Source organism: Flavobacterium sp. HSC-61S13 (genome assembly GCF_024171535.1).
Classification (GTDB): domain Bacteria; phylum Bacteroidota; class Bacteroidia; order Flavobacteriales; family Flavobacteriaceae; genus Flavobacterium.
The window spans coordinates 48,168-66,156 of sequence record NZ_JALJZV010000012.1 but is presented as its reverse complement, the minus strand read 5'-3'; the positions used below and the strand labels follow the sequence as shown (position 1 = coordinate 66,156).

Sequence of the window (17,989 nt, the reverse complement as noted above, 5' to 3'; positions counted from 1 at the left end):
ATTATAAAATAAATTATGACACAGACAAAAACAACTACAACATTTGTTTTGATACTAGATATTAAACCTCAAAGCTGGTCACCGAAACAATATGATTTGATGATTGAAAAACCTGGTGAGGGATTAAAATTTATTGGATATTATCCAGGGCAAACAGATATATATGAAGAAGATATTCTTAAAAAGAATAAAGATGCCCAAAAGTCATTAGTTCCCCCTTTTGAATTTAACAACGGTACAAATCGTACAGAACTAGTCGTTAAGAACAGTAATGTAGCTTTAATTAAATGGCTTACAAGTCATCCAGATTACGATAAGAAGTTTTCTATTTTCTCTGAAGAATTGGAATCAGAAAAAGCATTGGCTAGTTTTGAAAACAAAGAGAAAGCACTTGCTTTGATCAATAAGGAGGACATCAACGAACTTCGAGCAATCGCAATGCTTATTTTTGGATATGATGCTTATAATTGGACAGAAGTTCACGCTAAATCAAAATTAAAGGCCTTAGCTTTTAACGATCCAGACAAGATTATTTCTAAAATTGTAAAAGCTGATTACCAATCGCAATACATCGCATCGATGGCATATATCGTTGGTGTCGTGAAAAACAACATCGGACATACGGCAGTCATATGGACAGATAATGAACAAGCGATTATAAATGTTGCTGTAGGCGAAAATGGTAATGAGAAGCTTGGAAACTTGCTTGCATCGGATTCTGATAATGCAAGAAACACTTTACAAGAAATCAGTACTCGCATTGATGCAAAAACAAAACAAAGTATCGGTTTAATTAAAAATGATTCGTCTGCAATTCTTTCTCAGAAAGACGCAACTATCAATGCTAAAGATCAAGAACTCGCGAATAAAGATCGGGAAATTGAGGAATTGCGACAGTTATTAAAAAACAATGCTGCTCTCGCTAGTACTGGCACAATAACAGAATCTGTAACAACGCCAATGGCTTTATCTCTCGATCAAGCACAAGCTCTTTATCTTGAGAAAAAAGGAGTTGCTGCTCCAGTAAATAAAAAAAATGATTTAACGTGGCTTCTTGACAAGATAAACGAACAATAATACCCTGCTTTTTTTCTCTATTGAATTTCGCCTGATTTATTTTTAAGTCAGGCGTTTTTTGTAAATTCAATATATCTTAAAATATATCGGATATATATTTGTTTATCTTTGTATCTAAACATAACGATATGATTTCAATTGATTTAGTTTATAAAACGGTTCTTGCTTTAGCAAATTCAGATATTAGAGGAAACAGTAAGCCATCTGAGATAAGACTTTTCATTAACAAAGTGATTAATGAGATATATGAAGAGTACCTTCCTGATTTAAACCGAATGCTTAATCGGCAGAATAAGGGATTAATTGGACGAGATATTGAAAATATACCTGACAGAATTAGAGAAAAGCTTAATCACTTTTTAGTTGAAAATAAGCCCATGATTTATAAGGATGGGTATTTTGTGTGGCCAAGTGATTTAAGGTTTATTGATGCTGTTTTTTGCAATGAGGTTGAGGTTGAAAATACAAAATCAAATAGTGAATTCAACTTAGTTAAGAAAATCGCTACAAATCAATATCCCGTTTATAATAAATATGCTGATCAAATAAAGATAGCTCCTTCAACGATAATCGATAAGGTTACTATTAGTTATCTAAGAAACCCAAAAATCCCTAAATGGACTTATTTCGTTGCTAATGGGACTGAAATATACAATCCGAGTGCGCTAGATTTTCAGGATATCGATTTGCACAAAAGTGAATTTAGTAATGTGGTTTTAAAAACGCTTCAGCTATTAGGTATTAATCTCAAAGAACAAGACTTACAGCAAATCACCATGACCAAAGAGAATATTGAATTCAATCAAGAAAACGCGAACTAATGACAACACCACATCAATATTATAATGACGAAAGTCAACACGGAAATTACCAATACATTTCTTTAAAAGATATTATCGATAACATGCTTTTAGGAGCAATGGATGATGATAGTTATTTAAGAAATATAAAGAGGTTTCGACTATTTCATTATGCATTACAAGCGATTAAAGAAGTCAATAAAAGCGCTGCTAATGATGTTCTCGCATTTGAGATTACTGTTCCAGATAATCTCGTTGTAATAGTTCCACAGGACTACGTGAATTATGTTCGCGTATCGGTAGTTGTGTTCAATACTTCAAATGGAGGTTTCTATTTGCAGCCTTTAGATATCAATGAGAGTATATCTACTGCTGTTGGATATCTTCAGGACCATAAAGGAGAAATTCTATTTGATGAGAAAGGAGGGATTTTAACGGCTGATTCTTTAAATGGCTACGCAAAGCCTTATAAAAAGTATTCAATCCCTAGTGGATGCTCTGGGAGCTCTGTAGACACAGCTAAGCTATCTAAATATGGTCACTTTAAAGTTGATGAAAGGGCCGGTAAATTTCTTTTCAGTTCTGATCTGATGGACAAGGAAGTTGTAATCGAATATGTTTCTGATGGATTGCAAGCTGGATTACGAGAAGAAGAAATCACTGTGCATAAATACCTACAAAAATCAATCGAGGATTTTATTTACCACGCTTGCATTGAAAGAAATAGAAACGTGCCGGCCAATGAGAAATTAAGAGCTTCAAACATATATAAATCTTCGCTGCATAAAGCAAAAATGGCTCGTGCAAATTTCGACTTACTACAAATAGCTAAACACTTATAATATGCCAGATATCAGAAGAACATTCGAAAAAGGAATAATGAACCAAGATATTGATGAGCGATTACTTCCTAATGGCTATTTTCGTCATGCTGAAAATGTGATTGTAAATACTTCTGAAGGGTCAGATGTTGGAGCTATAGAAAAAACGCTTTCGAACAAAAGACTTACAAATCTTAATTTAGGTTCTGGCGCAGAAACATTAGGCGGATTATCTGACGAAACCAAGCGGAAAGTTTATTGGTTTGTGAGGTCAAATCGGGGTGCTTATTTGATTGAATATTCTTTAGATACCAAGTCAGTAAGTATTTTATTGGAAGATACCCGTCCAGCTTCAACTAGAATCTTGAATTTACAAAAGAAAGGAAAGATCACAGGTATATGCAAAATTATTTCTGAGGATACTAAAAAGGATATGCTTGTTTGGACAGATAACAATATGGAAATATGCTGTATCAATATTGAGCGAGCAAAAGAATATGGAGCAAATGGATTTGAGAAAGAGGACATCTATTTAATAAAGAAGCCGCCACTTTTTGCGCCAAAGACTAAGTATACCTATTCACTAGGATTAGGTAATAATATTGAAGAAAAGTTCATTTCGTTTGCATACAGATACAAATATCTTGATGGTGATTATTCGGCTTTGAGCCCAGTCACTAATTATAAGTTTTATCCCAAAGGATACAAGATTGATTATGAAACTTTAGACAATGTTTCGATGGTCAATCAATTCAACGCCATTTCTGTGATTATTAACACCGGAGATAAAAGAGTTTTGGAAATTCAAGTTATTGCTAAAGAAAGTAATTCAAATACCGAATACATTATTGAAAGCTTTAATAAAAAGAAAAATTCCTGGGGAGATAATATTGAAAAATCATTTAATTACTCAAATAATAAGCTATACAAGGTTTTACCTGAAAATGAATTTTTTAAACAATTTGACAATGTACCGAGACGAGCCAAAGCTCTTACTACAATAGGTAATCGGCTTATTGTTGGTAATTATACTGAGGGATATGACTTGATGGACTCATCAAATAAAAAGATAAATGTTGATTACGAAGTATCGATCTCAAAGAAACCCTTAGATGTGATCAATTATTTAAAATATGGTTTTGATAACAGCATAGGTGGTTTTTTCTTATTTGCGTCACAGGGTCAGACCTTTATTGAAGGCTCTGTTCTTACGTTTTTTCTAGAATTCAGGAGTAAAATCACTAATAATGTGGCGTTTTCGGATAGTACTGATTTTGTGGTGTCATCTAATTTTTCAACTGCACATGGGGTATATAGTCAGCCGGACTTTGAGGGATTTATAGAGATCATAAATCAGAAGATTAAAGATAATTTAATTTTTGAAAGTTATCCCAGTTGGGCCGTAATTGAATATCCTAAACTTTATACAATAGCTGAAAGTAATGGTAATGTGCTTTTTGGTCTTACATGGGGGAGAATTCAAGACCCAAGTAATGCAAGTAATAATTTAGCTTTTAACTTTAATATAACCGATCCCTCCAGCTTTTCTAATAGATTAATCAATGACTCTAATTCATTAAAAACAAATCGAGATTATGAAGTTGCAATATTGTATCAGGATGATTTTAAAAGGGGCACTACAGCTTTGACGTCTTTAAATAATACAGCATTTGTCGCTCAAACTGATCTTGAAAAACAATCAAAATTAAGAATACGAATTAACAATAAACCTCCTAAATGGGCTACTAGTTTTAAGTTTGCTGTCAAGTCATCGCCTTTGAGTTATGAAAATATATTTATCAATATTTTTTATGATGAAGAATTATATACTTGGTGTAAGTTAGAAGGAAGTAATAAAGACAAAGTTAAGGAAGGTGATGTGATAATTTTAAAATCTATTGGCGGTAAACCAATTCAAAATATAATTAAAACACCAGTTCTTGAAGTAAAATCTCAACCTAAAGATTTTATAACAGGTAATAAAGATTCGTCTGGTACCGATTTAATAGAGCAAGCGGGGTTATACATGAAGATTAAACCAGATGGTTTTATAATGGGTAAGCTAAATTTTAGAAATTACTCTTATTCTGGAAATGGTTCACAAAAAGGCTCAGGTAATTACCCGTACGCACTCACGGATCTAAATATTGAAGGAGATTTTGAAATACCTGTTGGGTCATCAGTTTATCTTTTTATAGACTCAAATCATCGTCCTGATAGAGGTTGGAGGTATAATACATTAGAGAAAAACTACACTACTCAAGTTCATTATAATTCTTTAAAAGATTGGGTAAATCAAAATGTTTTGAATCAATCGATTCTGTATGGAAATGTCGTTGCTGAAAATCAAGAACATGATAATTATGCAGGAAGAATATATTGGGAGAATAAAAACGGTAAAGAGTATTTAACTGTAAAAGGTACCAAATCTGGGTTGAGCGGAGGAAGGACAGCTCACGTAGATTTTAAACTAATTGTAAGAACAGCCGATTCTGGGCTATATGTATTTGAAACTGAACCCAAACGTACTGCTGATACAGGAATTTTCTACCAAACTGAAGAGGTGTTTAAAATTGTAAACGGTCAACATCAAGGAAACATATTAAATCAGACTAATGGAAATGCTGCAGAAATTTCACTAGACAGTTTTTATAACTGTTTCAATTTCGGTAACGGAGTTGAGAGTTATAAAATCAAGGACATGTTCAACAAGAACTATCTTAATATTGATTTACAACCTACTACTACATCAACAGAAGAATATGGAGAAGTTACTCGTTATTCGGATGTCACTTATTCAGATTCCTATGTTGAGAGCGCTGGTATAAACGGGCTAAATAGTTTTAATCCAGTTAAATTAAATTGGAAAGAATTAGATAAAAATAACGGAAGTATTTCTCATTTACTCGGGCGAGAAGGAAACTTATTGGTTTGTCAGTTAGATAAAATTGGACAAGTACTTTTCGGTAAAGATGCGATGTATAATGCTGATGGATCGACGAATGTTGCCAAAGTACCATACGTTCTGGGAGAGTACATACCATATGCAGGAGAATATGGACTAAGTCATCCGGAATCATTCGCAACACACGGAAATAGAGTTTACGGAGTGGACGCTAAACGTGGTCTAGTTTGGAGATTATCTAATAACGGAATATCTCCAATCGTATATGGTATGGAGGGATTCTTTAGAAAAGAGCTAACCGAAAATGCAAACTCTAGAATTATCGGTGGATTTGATCCTTATAATCAATTTTATCAAATCACAATAGGAGATAATGAAGTTGAAGTACCAGAATTTGGGTGTAATGTCCTTGGTCAATACTATCAAGTAGACACTGTTACAGAAATTGACTTTAAATTAAATGAGTTTAGAGGAACAACAACACTTAACTATAATGTTACAGAAGGTTTTGCAACTATTTTAGCTAATTACATGGGCCAACAATTTGTTAAAAACAATGCTTCAGGACTTGGTGCAATTGAAATTTATGTTGAAGTACCTAGTGTAAATGGAGTAGTAAACTCAAAGGTTATTCCTGAAACAGAAAAAATTTCTTTTCAAATTTCGAACGCATGTCCTGTTGGTAAAACTTTAAAAATAATAAACATCATTTTAACTGACATTAATGACCAGGGATCTGTAATTAATAATCGTGTGAAGTGGGGCAGTAGTTCATTTTATAACTCGAATTATTTTATTGATAGTTATCCAGTAAGTTTATTTGAAGTCGAGTCAGGAATACAAGGAGTCGGTAAATTCCCAGAAAACGGATCTCTAGTTACTATGCAAATTCTAGAAGACACTTCTAGCTCCGGGAAATTCTCAAAAAACTGTAATAGACTTGGTTATTTAATATCAAATGTTTTATTCACTGAAAACGATTTTGAAGCCATAATGAATGAATCTACTTTACTTATTACAGAGACTAACAATTTAGATGGATTTAATCTAATTCACTCTGCAACATTTAATTTCAATAAAATTTCAGATGATCAAATTCTATATATGATTTGGGATTATCGCGACAAGTATGGAACAGTAACTCCTCCACAAATTTTTACAGCGATGTGGGATGAATTGATTCCTGATACTATAAGAGTTGCATGGAATGGGTCAGAGTCACAGTGCGGAATCAGAGGTCATGAGCTTTCCTTTAGAAAATCAGGAACAGCCTTATGGTCAAGTCCTTTATTTAGGGATGTCCAGTATGACAATAACTTCAGTTATATTCAAGATTTCAATGGTTTAGATCCTAACTCCATATATGAGTTTAGAATTAGAACAGCAACGTATGGTGCTTATTCAAATTATATTCAAACCCAAACTACATAACTATGAAAACAATTTCATTTAGAGAAAAGGAAACTGGATGGGCTACTTTTTTTACTTACTACCCAGAAATGATGTTTAGAGTAGGAAATGTATTTATTACTGCAAAAAATGGTGAGATATGGGAGCATAACGATAAGCAAAACCCTATTACAAACACCTTTTATGGCGTTCGATTTCCTTCATCAATGGTCACTATTTTTAATGATGTTGCCAATGAAGATAAAATTTTCAAAACATTCATTATTGAGGGAAATTCTCCTTGGCAGGTTTCATTAAAAACTAACCTAACAGAAACTACTTTAAAACCAGAAGAGTTTAATCAGCGTGAAAGTAGATTTTTTACGTATTTAAGAGGAAATGAAAATGAAGATGATTTTTCTGGGGCGGTACAAGGGATAGGTGTTGTAAAGTCGATCAACAACAATCAAGTTGGTTTCGATTTGGTTTCTGATTCGGTTGATATTGGAGATAAACTTTATTTAATGAATGGGGAAACACCAGAATTTATAGGTATTATTAGAAACAAAGATAATACTTCAATAACTCTTGATAGTAGTGTATCATCTTCTAGTATTGGGAAGATAGCATTAGCAAAGAAGAGTTCAAGAATAGACGGAGGAGAAATCCGTGGCTATTTTGCAGAAGTTGAATTAACGAATAATGAAGGTAAGCAAGTTGAATTGTTTGCAATAAATTCTAATATCATAAAATCATATGTTTAAGGCTAGAAGATTGCAAGAAACTGATTACGACAATTTAATTGAATGGTGGAGATACTTTAGATTTCCTGCACCGGCTAGAGAATTTCTACCTGAAAACGGAACTTGTGGCTTAATTATTCATAAAGAGGGAATCGATATTTGTGCAGGTTTTATTTATTTCACTAACTCAAAAATTGCTTGGATTGAATTTATTGTTTCGAACCCAGAATACAAGGACAAGAACCGTCAAGAAGCTATTAAAATTCTTATTAGAGAATTGGGTGTAGTTATTAAAAACAAGGGCTATAAAGCTATATATACAAGTCTAAAAAACCCTAACCTCATAAAGCACTTTAAAGCGGAAGGATTTTCTGTAGGTTCCTCAAATACAGTTGAAATGATAATTTCTTTATAAATTAAAAAATATATCGGATATGTAAAAGGATATGTAATTTGTTTATCTTTGAATAAATATTAATATCAGTTTTATGTGTGCAGCGATCACGAGTGCGGCCATCGGCGTAGCGGCAGCAGGTTACTCAATCTACGAAGGAGAACAGAAAAAGAAAAAGGCTAAGGACGAACTTAATAACTACGAGCGAGAAACCTTAACAAACGCTTTTGAGAATATTCAGATCAGTACTGTCGGAACGGATCTTCTTCGTGAAGAATCTCAACGAAGTACTGCTAATGTTATAGATGTAATTCAAGGTACTGGCTCACGAGGTATTTCGGCTACTTTGCCAAGAATACAAGCCGAAACAAACTCTGTTAATCGACAAATTCAAAAAGATCTCGACGATCAAGTAATTAAACGGGATTACGCAATCGCGGAAGATGATATTAGGATTCGCGGAACAAAAGAAAATCGTGACAACCAAAATATCAATGCTCTTTCTTCGCAATTTCAGGCAGGAGATGCCATGACTCAAAATGGAGTTTTTGGAGGAATGAGTGCTTTAGCATCTATGGGAAGAACTATTGGGGCGACAGATTCGAGTTTTTCTAATCCACAAGAAAATAGTCTATCAAACTCTTTAACTTTAAATACTCACCAGTCAGTTCCTAATAATTATAATCCTTTTTCTAATACCATTTTTCAAATTCCAAGAGTGAACGATTTATTTGCAGAAAAGCAAATGTACGGAAACAACTATAATCTTTAGTTATGGCAAATTCTAATAATGTTTACGGGACAGAACGTTCAAATCAGCCATCGATATCGGACTGGGTAAATCAGCAGGAACAGGCAAATTATAATGTAAGACAAGAAAAGCGGCAACAAGAGCAGATAGAACAACATCGTAAAGACAAATTACTTGCTCGTGATGAAAAATTGCGTGAACGACTTTTAAGTAATATGCCTAAAAACACGGACACTGGATCAGGTTCATTAAACGAGTTCCAAGGAAAAATTATCATGCAAGCTGTTAATCGTAAAGGAGAGATCTATAATGCTCTTCGTAACGGTGATATTTCAGATTCTGAACGTGTAAAGCTAGAAATCGAAAACTCTAACCTTGATAATTTATCATCAAACTTACAAACTGCAACAGGAAATTTTACAAAATTAATTGACGATTATAAAAAGGGAATCGATGGTGGTAGCTTTTTTCAGAATCCTGATTTTGAGAAAAAAGTATTGAGTGGTTTTGAATCTTATCTGGGAGGACTAGATGAAAATGGGTTTCCATTAGTTGGCTTTAGAGACAATGATGACGATGGAAAGATTGATCTAATGCCCTGGGATAATCTTCAACAGGGATTAGGTGTTTGGGATTTTCAGCCAAAATTGAATTACGATAAAGTAGTTTCGGATGCGGCCAAAGGAATGGGTACAGTGGAAAACCAAGATGTAAACGGATATACCACCACCACCACCAAGGGAGTTCCTATCAAAAATGCTCAAGTAATGGCAAACTCGCTTATTTATGGAAGCGACGGAGAGGTAACCCCATTTGCAAAATCTAGGTTAAGAGAATTAGGATATGATTATACTAAACCTCCAGAAGATGCTATAAGAGCAATTGAAAAAGATATAACAGAAAGAATAGTAATGAGTAAAGATCAATCTTCTAAAAAAGATGTCGATCACAATGCATCTATTTCTAGGGAGAGATTAAATTTTGATAAATCGAAGGACGCACGAGATTCGGCGGATAAAGTAAAAGACAAAGCTTTCACAGGAGAAGCGGTTGATCCGTCTATAAATACATGGGGTAAAAATAATATTGATAGAATCGGAGCCAACTCTAAGAGCGTACCGGTTACCGGTAAAGTGAAAATACCAGCAATAAACACTAAAGGCGCAACTATAACTGATGCGACAATTGACAATTATACTTATTCTAAAGATGGTAAACTGATGGTTGATGTGTCTTATTTAGACGGAAAGAAGACTTCGAATGTACTTGGAGGTGATGGAGAAATGAAAACTGTAGTTACTGATAAAGCAAAAAAAGTAATTACCGTATCAAAAGAGACAGAATCCAGAATCGCAGCGCAACTAGGAATATCAGTTTCTGAAATGAAAGAGAGAGCAGGTTTTAAACAAAATAGTAAAACCGATAATTTACCCAATTTAAACGACCTACCTGATCTATAATGGACGATAAGAAATATACATACAAAGGACAAGAGTATTCTCACGAAGCGTTACGAGCAAAATATGGGGATAAAACACAGGAAGCTATAACCAAATTTGGCTTTAAAGAAATTTTATCAACTACTGAACCTCAATTTATATTTAAAGGACAGACTTATTCTAGAGAAGATTTAGAATCAAAGTATGGAGACAAAGTTGACGAGGCAATTCAGAAATTTGGCATTAAACCTTTAAAAAAAAAAGACGCTACACAATCTACTTCACAAAGTCAAAAGTCGGCTTTTCCACTGGAAAGAAGTTCTTCGGCTACGTCGTTGAATCCGATTGAAAAAATCACAAAGACAATAACTGAAAATTCTGTTCCGGAGTCATCAACACCAACATCACAAGGAGCCGTAGAAGGAACTATGGCGTGGAACAACGAGAAACTTAAAAAATACAATCCTGAGTACTCCCGTCTATTCGATCAATTTCAACAATCAAAAACTATTTCCGACGACAAAAAACAAGAAATAGTACAAGGAGTTGATGCTGAAATAAATCAATCAGGTTTTGTCAATAATTTAAAAACGTATGGCAAGAAAGGATTTAACCTTTTAATAGATGCAGCTGCAGGAGTTTTACCGGTTTCTGAAAGAGAAAAGGTAGTTGACAAGTTTAAGATGGACACTAATCCATTGTCCGACGAATTAAAAGAGGTTGATGGATTGATTAAAAAGCAACAAATCCAAGCAAAGAAAGAAAACAAACCACTGCCTATTGTAACTGATGAGGAAAGAATTGCTCAAGCACGTGCTTTAAAAATAAACAAAAATTTAAAGTCGCAGGAAGATACTCAGACAAGGGCTTTGTTAAAAGACTTGCAAAACACCCAATCGGAAATAGGGGGACCAACTCATAAAGATAAGTTGAATACTTTTCAGACTTTCAATTACAACTCCCTTAAAGAAAAAGACAAATTTAACTTGGAGAAACAAAATCTTTTGCGTGGCGAGATTGAAAATATTCAGGCTAGAGTAAATGAGGTTGTTGAAGAATCTAAGAATACTCCTATTGGTCCTGAAAAACAACAAGAGTTTTCGGAGTTACAAAATAGATATAATTCGATATTAAAAGAAGCTATTAGTACACATCAAGATTATGTGTCAAATACAAAAGAACTCGGACAAGCTTCTGAAAATATCGATGTGTTTAAAAGGGATTATAGTTGGTTTAAAAATTTCACTAATAATGCTGGCGCAACAGGACTTGATTTGACAGCAGGTTTAATCGGAGCGACTGATTGGATAGGAGAAACAACCGGAACTGGTTCGCCAGTTCAATCTAGAATATTACAAGAAGCTATAAAAGGAGTTAGTAAAGATGTTAGGGCCGGTATTGCAAAACCTATTTCAGTAGATGAAATTAATGACATTAGTGACTTTGGTCAGTGGTTTTGGAACACCGCAGTAGCGAGTCAAATTCCTATTTATGCAATGGTTGCGACTGGAGCAGGAGGAACTGGTGCTTTAGGTGTTTCTGCAACCGGTACCAAGTATGATGAAATGCGTTCGGAAGAAGACACTCAAGGTGCTAATTACAGTTATCTAGAAAAGGCACTTGTTCCTTTAGGCTTTGGGGCGACCGAAACGGCTTCGGCCATGGTTGATAGAATGCTTTTGACGAATGCAAGTCGAGTTATAAAAAGCGCTACTAGTCCAGAGAGGGCAATGATTGCTAAGGGTTTTTGGAAAAGCGCAGTAGGAGCTACTGGAGAAGTAGTAAAAGGCGGTGTTTATGAAGGATTAGACGAATCTGCTACAGAAATAATGCAGAACGTGATGGATAAGTTTGTTCTAGGTAAAGATGTGGGTATTTTTGATAATGTAAAAGACGCAGCTTCAGCTGGGGCGATTATGGGATTGTTAATACCGAGTGCTTCTCATATTGTTTCAAGTGCAATTAAACCATTTTCGCTAGATAATAGAATCCAAAAAGCAAATGCTCAAATATTAGAATTTGAAAAAACGCTTGATCAAAATTCTACCGCTCCGTCTGTTCGAATAATTGTCGAAGACCAAATTTCAACTGCAAAAACAAAACTCAATGGACTACTTGTTAAGCAAGCAAAAGGCATTGAAGATATGCCACAAGGTGAATTTGACGAGATAAGAAGAATCGAAAGAACTCAGGCCAATATCAAACAAAAAGTTCGTGAAATTCAAAATGAGGAAAACCTTTCGGATGATATTAAAAAACAATTAGCTAATAATTTAAAAGAAGAGTTTGACACAGCGGAATCCCAACGTCGAGGACTACTAAACGGAGAAGCAAATGCGAAATTAAACCTTCTAAGACCAGAAGAAGTAATCAAGTTAAAAGACCAGGCTAGTCGCGAACTAATAGCAGAGAAAGATCCTGAAGGCACGAAAGAAGTTGATTTGAAAGATGAAGAGATTTCAGCCAGAGCTTTAAAAATATATCAGAAACAAAATTCAGAGAGGGACATCATTGTCCCTCTCAATAACCCCATCGAAAATGAAATACCACAAGCCGAAAATACTATTATTAATGAAGATGTTCGAACTGGAGCTATTAACGTGGAAGAAGTCAGTAATACACTTGAAAACCAAGAAGGAGAAAGTGTTATTCGAGAAGAAGTACAAGAAACCGGTAACACGCAGTCAATTAGAGAGCCAAAAGTAAAAGAGATAAAAGCATCTACAAATGGAAAACCTTATTCCGTTTCTTATGAAAATAATGAGTTGGTATTTAAAGATGAAAATGGAGGGACGCCAAGTAGGCCAACTATAAGAATACTGCAAAAAGAATATGCTAAATCCCTTGATTTTACAGAAGGACAAGAATCTGATACATCGAATATAGAGGAAGGAGTTACGGCCAACAAACATATTGCGGAAACCTCCCAAAATGCTAGTCAAATAGCGGAGGCTATTGCTTTGACCAGTCGTGAAGAATATCGTTCTGAATTGGATTATAAACAAAGAATGATTGCCGAAAATATTGGTGCTGTTTCCCGTGAAAGCTTTGTGGACAATGCCGATGTCAACTATATTACTCAAAGTATTGCAATGCAGTATTTCGGTAAAAAGGGGGAAGGTCGCCCGTTGGACTCTCTTGCTCAAGAGATTTCTGAAATTTCAGGAGTTGAGGTTACTGAACAAGACATCGTTGATTTTATTGTGGAAAATCCCCGAGGTAAAAAGGATTTCTTAGACCGAAATATGAAAGAAGATTTAACAGCTTTGAAAACCGCGTTCACGGAAATTACGGGATTACCAGCAACAGACCATTTTTTAAATCAAGCTTTTGAACAAAAGGCAACTAAACAAAAATTTTATGATGAATATGCTTCTTTATTTGATGTGATGAATGAAGAAGATTTTGTAAATTTACAAACCGAAAACGATCAATACTATGAGCAAGAAAGAAGAAACTCCACGCAGACCAATGACGCCAGCAGAACGATCGTTAGCGAAGTTGCAAATACTACAGAGAATGGAGAAAGATCCAGAGTTCAAGAAGAGAGTAGACGAGACAATAGCGAAAGCACAAGTAAGGAACGCGGCGGAGAAACCGGAATACTTGACGGAGGCCCACAAAGCGAACTCGGAAGCAGCAATGAAGAATCTAGCAGAAAATCAATCTCCGATAATATTAGAGGAAGAATTGAAGAAGCAAAGAGAGAGTTTGCAAAAAATCAACCAGAAGGAGAATCTTTAGAAATGAATCCTCATGATTTATCAGATCTTGAGAAAAGAGTTGTTTTTGAGTATGCAAAGGAGAATAATTTATGGATAGATGATATTTATTCGTTAGGAAAAGCCTTTGGAAGCGGAAACGAAAATACAGTTGTTTTAAACGCTGAAGAACGTTCGGTTTATAAAAGCAACAATTTATTCAATTCTCAGTTTTTAGTTTCCAACCTTTTAGATTACATTGAAAATCACAATAAATTATTCCCTGAAACAAGTTATGAATTAGTTGGTTTTTCTGGATTTGACAATGGAGCCAATCGTGCACCATATGTTGAGGTAGTAATTAAACAGCCTTTTGTAAGTCAAGCAGAACACGTTGAGAAATCAGTAATAGCTTCTTTTATGGAATCTTTAGGTTTTACTAAAGTTACTGACACTTCATTTACCAACGGGCAATATACTGTTTCAGATCTACATCCAAGAAATGTATTAAAGAGTGAAGAGGGAATCATCTATGTCATCGACAATATGATTTCCGAAAACAAGGAACATCAGTCTTCAACTAAAGATACCAAAGTCAACCTTTCCCATGATTTAAAAATCAATGATTTTATTGAAGGTATAGACAAGCTTATTTCAGATATAGATAAGTTTGGAAAAGATACCCTCGGAATGAATTTACCATTGGTTGTTGCTAGACAAGGTTTAATGGCGATGAAATTAGCAGCGCAAACCGCAAGTACTGTTGCGGATATTATATCAGCCGGACTTAATGCAGTTCAACAAACGGAATGGTATAAAAACTTAACATCTGTAGAAAAATCAGACCTCGACAATAACTTCATAGATTACCTCAATAAACCATACGAACGCAATGCAAGTGAAAAATCTCGCACCTCTTTAGAAAAAGAAGTTGACGAGCATTTAAAAAACGGTGTTTCGGAAAAGGATATTTTAAAACAATATTCTGACCGTATGGAAAAGATGATGGCCAAGGATTATTTAGAAAGACAAAAAGCAGTTACAGAAGAGGATGCTAAAAAGATTGTCGACGATTCTTTTGACAAAGCTGATAAAGAAGCAGATGCTCTAATGAATCCTAAATTTAGTTTGGATAAAGCTTTTTCTACTTTCATAGCAAAGTTCTTTGATCGTCAGTTCTTACCAAAATTCATCCTTAATAAATCTGGAGGTAGACTAGTCAGAAACTACATTGTAGCAAGTAAAGGAGCAACGGCATTCGCTAAACAGATGTATGATGAAGCACATTCTAAAATATACAAGGGCCTTTCATCTCCTGAAATTAAACTTCTTGATAGGGTAATCCAATTGAAACGCTTTATCGCGATAGACGAGAACCGTCGGAAAGAGAATTTACCAACAGTTGTTCATCAGGATTATATTAACGATAACGTTGCTAAAGCTTATTTAAGCACGCTTGAAACCGAATTAGGTTCCGAAAAATTCAATGATTTAGTAAAGCGTTCTGAAGCTTATTTTGATACTTTCCGCGATTTATTGGACCAGATGCTCGAGACCGGAATAATCTCAAAAGAAAGCCGGGACCGTTTTTTTGATATTGATTACCAACCGAGACAGTTTTTAGAGTTCATGCAAAATGCAGAAACCGAAACAGCCCATTTGGATAATGGGAACACTGGAGGACTTGGACAAGAACAAATACAGAAATTAGAAAGAGGTCTTGACACCTCCTTAGTCAATGATTCACAATACTTGCTTTCACGAGCTATCAATATGCGAGCAAAGACGATTGCTTTGAACCGTACTAATAGTAAGCTCGTTGAATTTATGGAAAAACAAGCAACTGAGGTCGCTCAATTAAAATCCAAAATTAATCCAACCAAGAAAGAACGCGATACGATTAAATATTTTGAGGAATTACAAAAACGAGTAAAACACAACCCTATCATTGGTTTTACGGAATCAGGTAATCCCATTTATAAGACAAAGAAAACTCCTATAGGCTTTTCTAACACTTATTATTATGTAAATGGGGTAAAGAATAATATTCTCATGGAGGATCAGTTTCATGAGCAGTATTTTGATTCCATGGCAAGAATTTTTAAAACACCTGATATTAAAGAAAAGGTTGCCATGAGTTCCGGTGTAGGGTTAGTAAAAGCTATTGCAACTGGGAATAATCCAACTTTCTTTATTACCAATACTCCTAGAGATTTTCTTTTTATCTCTACTTTTTCAGAAGAATATGGCGCGAATTTGCTTAAAAATTTTGTTCAACTTACAGGTGATGCTTCACAAGGTATTCGCGATATTAGAAAGGAAACCGACAATTTCAAGAACTTCATTAAATATGGTGGGATGATGGATTTCTTAATGGAACAAGGTAGATTTAAAGGTACTTCTTCCATGCAAAAAGTTTTGGATAAGATTGACAATAAGACCAAGGAAAGAACTAAAAAAGCTTTTAGCGTAGCTACACTTCAAAGTTTACAGATGTATTCAGAAGTAGGCTTTAGAATGGCTGTATTCAATCGCTCAATTAAAAATCAACTCAAAGAATTGGGGTTAAAAAAAATTGAAGAAGTTACAGAAAAAAATCAGTTGGAAGACATCTATACCAATGCCGTATCATCTGCTAGGAATACCATGGATTTCAACCAAGGCGGGGCAATAACAAAAGATATCGATGCTTTTATTCCATATTTGAATGCCGCTACTCAAGGAACAAGAGTAATGTTTGATAATTTTAGAGAACGTCCAATTGAAACTACTTTGCGAGTTACTCAAGCTGCAGCAATTATGTCGTCTGTTCCGATTGGAGTTAGTTTAGCGTTATTATCAGGAACCGGGAGTGAAGATGAAAAGGATATGACTAGCTCAGAGCTTTACAATAAAGCGATTAAAGGTGTTTCGAAGTATGATCGTATTAATTATTTCATCGTCTTTAATGGTAACCGAAATGATAAAGGAGAATTTCAATATTTTAGAATAGCCAAGGCCCAACAGTTGACACCATTTTTTTCCTTGACTGAAAATATCATGAGAGATTACATGAAGGCATCTGCAGGAGATAAATCAAGGAGTAATACAATACGGGATATCGGATTTGCATTAGAGAAAAACATTAGCCCCGTTGAATTTGGAATAACAGATAATGTCACCAGAAATCCACTTATTAAAGGCGCTTTGTCTTATGCAACGGGTTATGATTTTTTCCGCGAACAAGATTTATCTATTTTAAGAGGAAAAGTTCCTGTTCCGGCAGAAGGATTCGAAAACGCATCAGTTGAGGATTTTTACAAAAAAATTGGAGAGCAACAGGGATGGTCACCAGTAAGAATGAAAGCAGCTGTAGAAAGTATTGTGACAACTCCAAGTACTTCGCCTTATATCGGTATGCTTTACGGCGGAATGGATGCTATGATGTCCGATAAAGACTCAAAGGCCATAATGGACAAGTTTAAAAACGACATGCTTAAATCGTCCTTTAATCGAGCTGTTAAGGAAACCAGCGAGTTCAACCGTAGAATAGGGCAAAACGAAGAAATTAAAAAAGAACTTGAAAAAATTGAAATCGAAAACCTCAAATTTAAAAATGAAGTAAAAGCAGTTGTAAAGGATCATTTGGATGGAAATATAACTCGAACCGAAGTGAATAAAAAATTAAATGAAATCACTACGGATATGAGTGCTTATGACAAGAAGCGTGCTAGAACTCGAGTTAGCGATCAAATCAAAAACAAAAATGTAAACTCCGCTGTATTTGAAATTAAGTATGCGAACAATGCACAGCACAAAGCTTTATTGATGGTTGAGTTATTTGGTTCAGATTTAAACAATTCCGAAAAACTATCCAAAGAGGATTTAAAACTTAAAAGGCAGATGTTTCAATACAAAGCGATAAACGCAGAAGCGATGTTTGAGTATCGTCAACTGATTAATGAAACGAAAAAAGCCCCGAAATAGGGG

9 protein-coding genes are annotated in these 17,989 nt (G+C 34.7%); all 9 read left to right on the top strand.

The genetic code is table 11. The annotated features are described in order from the left end of the window. Window positions 1-15 precede the first annotated feature (15 nt). A complete protein-coding gene (locus L1275_RS11925; RefSeq protein WP_253473393.1) occupies window positions 16-1,077 on the top strand; it encodes a hypothetical protein in 1,062 nt (353 codons plus the stop codon). 128 nt (window positions 1,078-1,205) lie between these two features. Continuing rightward, window positions 1,206-1,898 carry a hypothetical protein gene (locus L1275_RS11920; RefSeq protein ID WP_253473390.1) on the top strand — a complete coding sequence of 231 codons (693 nt, stop codon included), beginning with the start codon at window positions 1,206-1,208 and terminating at the stop codon, window positions 1,896-1,898. Further along, complete coding sequence (locus L1275_RS11915) at window positions 1,898-2,719, top strand: hypothetical protein (protein ID WP_253473387.1); 822 nt, start codon at window positions 1,898-1,900, stop codon at window positions 2,717-2,719. Before L1275_RS11920 ends, L1275_RS11915 begins: the two co-directional genes overlap by 1 nt. 1 nt (window position 2,720) lies before the next feature. After that, a complete protein-coding gene (locus L1275_RS11910) occupies window positions 2,721-7,034 on the top strand; it encodes a fibronectin type III domain-containing protein (protein ID WP_253473384.1) in 4,314 nt (1,437 codons plus the stop codon). A 2-nt stretch (window positions 7,035-7,036) separates the two neighbouring features. Further along, window positions 7,037-7,756: a hypothetical protein gene (locus tag L1275_RS11905; RefSeq protein ID WP_253473381.1), complete on the top strand. Its 720-nt coding sequence runs from the start codon at window positions 7,037-7,039 to the stop codon at window positions 7,754-7,756. Next, window positions 7,749-8,150 (top strand): hypothetical protein, encoded by a 402-nt coding sequence (locus tag L1275_RS11900; protein ID WP_253473378.1) that lies wholly within the window; start codon window positions 7,749-7,751, stop codon window positions 8,148-8,150. The genes L1275_RS11905 and L1275_RS11900 overlap by 8 nt, the downstream gene beginning before the upstream one ends. A 73-nt stretch (window positions 8,151-8,223) precedes the next feature. Further along, a complete protein-coding gene (locus L1275_RS11895; protein WP_253473375.1) occupies window positions 8,224-8,901 on the top strand; it encodes a hypothetical protein in 678 nt (225 codons plus the stop codon). Between the two features lie 2 nt (window positions 8,902-8,903). Beyond that, window positions 8,904-10,340, top strand: a complete 1,437-nt coding sequence (locus tag L1275_RS11890; RefSeq protein ID WP_253473373.1) for a trichohyalin-plectin-homology domain domain-containing protein — start codon at window positions 8,904-8,906, stop codon at window positions 10,338-10,340. Then, on the top strand, window positions 10,340-17,986 hold the full coding sequence (locus L1275_RS11885) for an LPD38 domain-containing protein (RefSeq protein ID WP_253473370.1): 7,647 nt from the start codon (window positions 10,340-10,342) through the stop codon (window positions 17,984-17,986). Before L1275_RS11890 ends, L1275_RS11885 begins: the two co-directional genes overlap by 1 nt. Window positions 17,987-17,989: the final 3 nt, after the last annotated feature.

Bases quoted from the DNA above. Each gene is read 5' to 3' on its own strand.
- L1275_RS11915 (WP_253473387.1), top strand. From the start codon at position 1,898: ATGACAACACCACATCAATATTATAATGACGAAAGTCAACACGGAAAT.
- L1275_RS11895 (WP_253473375.1), top strand. From the start codon at position 8,224: ATGTGTGCAGCGATCACGAGTGCGGCCATCGGCGTAGCGGCAGCAGGT.
- L1275_RS11910 (WP_253473384.1), top strand. From the start codon at position 2,721: ATGCCAGATATCAGAAGAACATTCGAAAAAGGAATAATGAACCAAGAT.
- L1275_RS11885 (WP_253473370.1), top strand. From the start codon at position 10,340: ATGGACGATAAGAAATATACATACAAAGGACAAGAGTATTCTCACGAA.
- L1275_RS11925 (WP_253473393.1), top strand. From the start codon at position 16: ATGACACAGACAAAAACAACTACAACATTTGTTTTGATACTAGATATT.
- L1275_RS11920 (WP_253473390.1), top strand. From the start codon at position 1,206: ATGATTTCAATTGATTTAGTTTATAAAACGGTTCTTGCTTTAGCAAAT.
- L1275_RS11890 (WP_253473373.1), top strand. From the start codon at position 8,904: ATGGCAAATTCTAATAATGTTTACGGGACAGAACGTTCAAATCAGCCA.
- L1275_RS11900 (WP_253473378.1), top strand. From the start codon at position 7,749: ATGTTTAAGGCTAGAAGATTGCAAGAAACTGATTACGACAATTTAATT.
- L1275_RS11905 (WP_253473381.1), top strand. From the start codon at position 7,037: ATGAAAACAATTTCATTTAGAGAAAAGGAAACTGGATGGGCTACTTTT.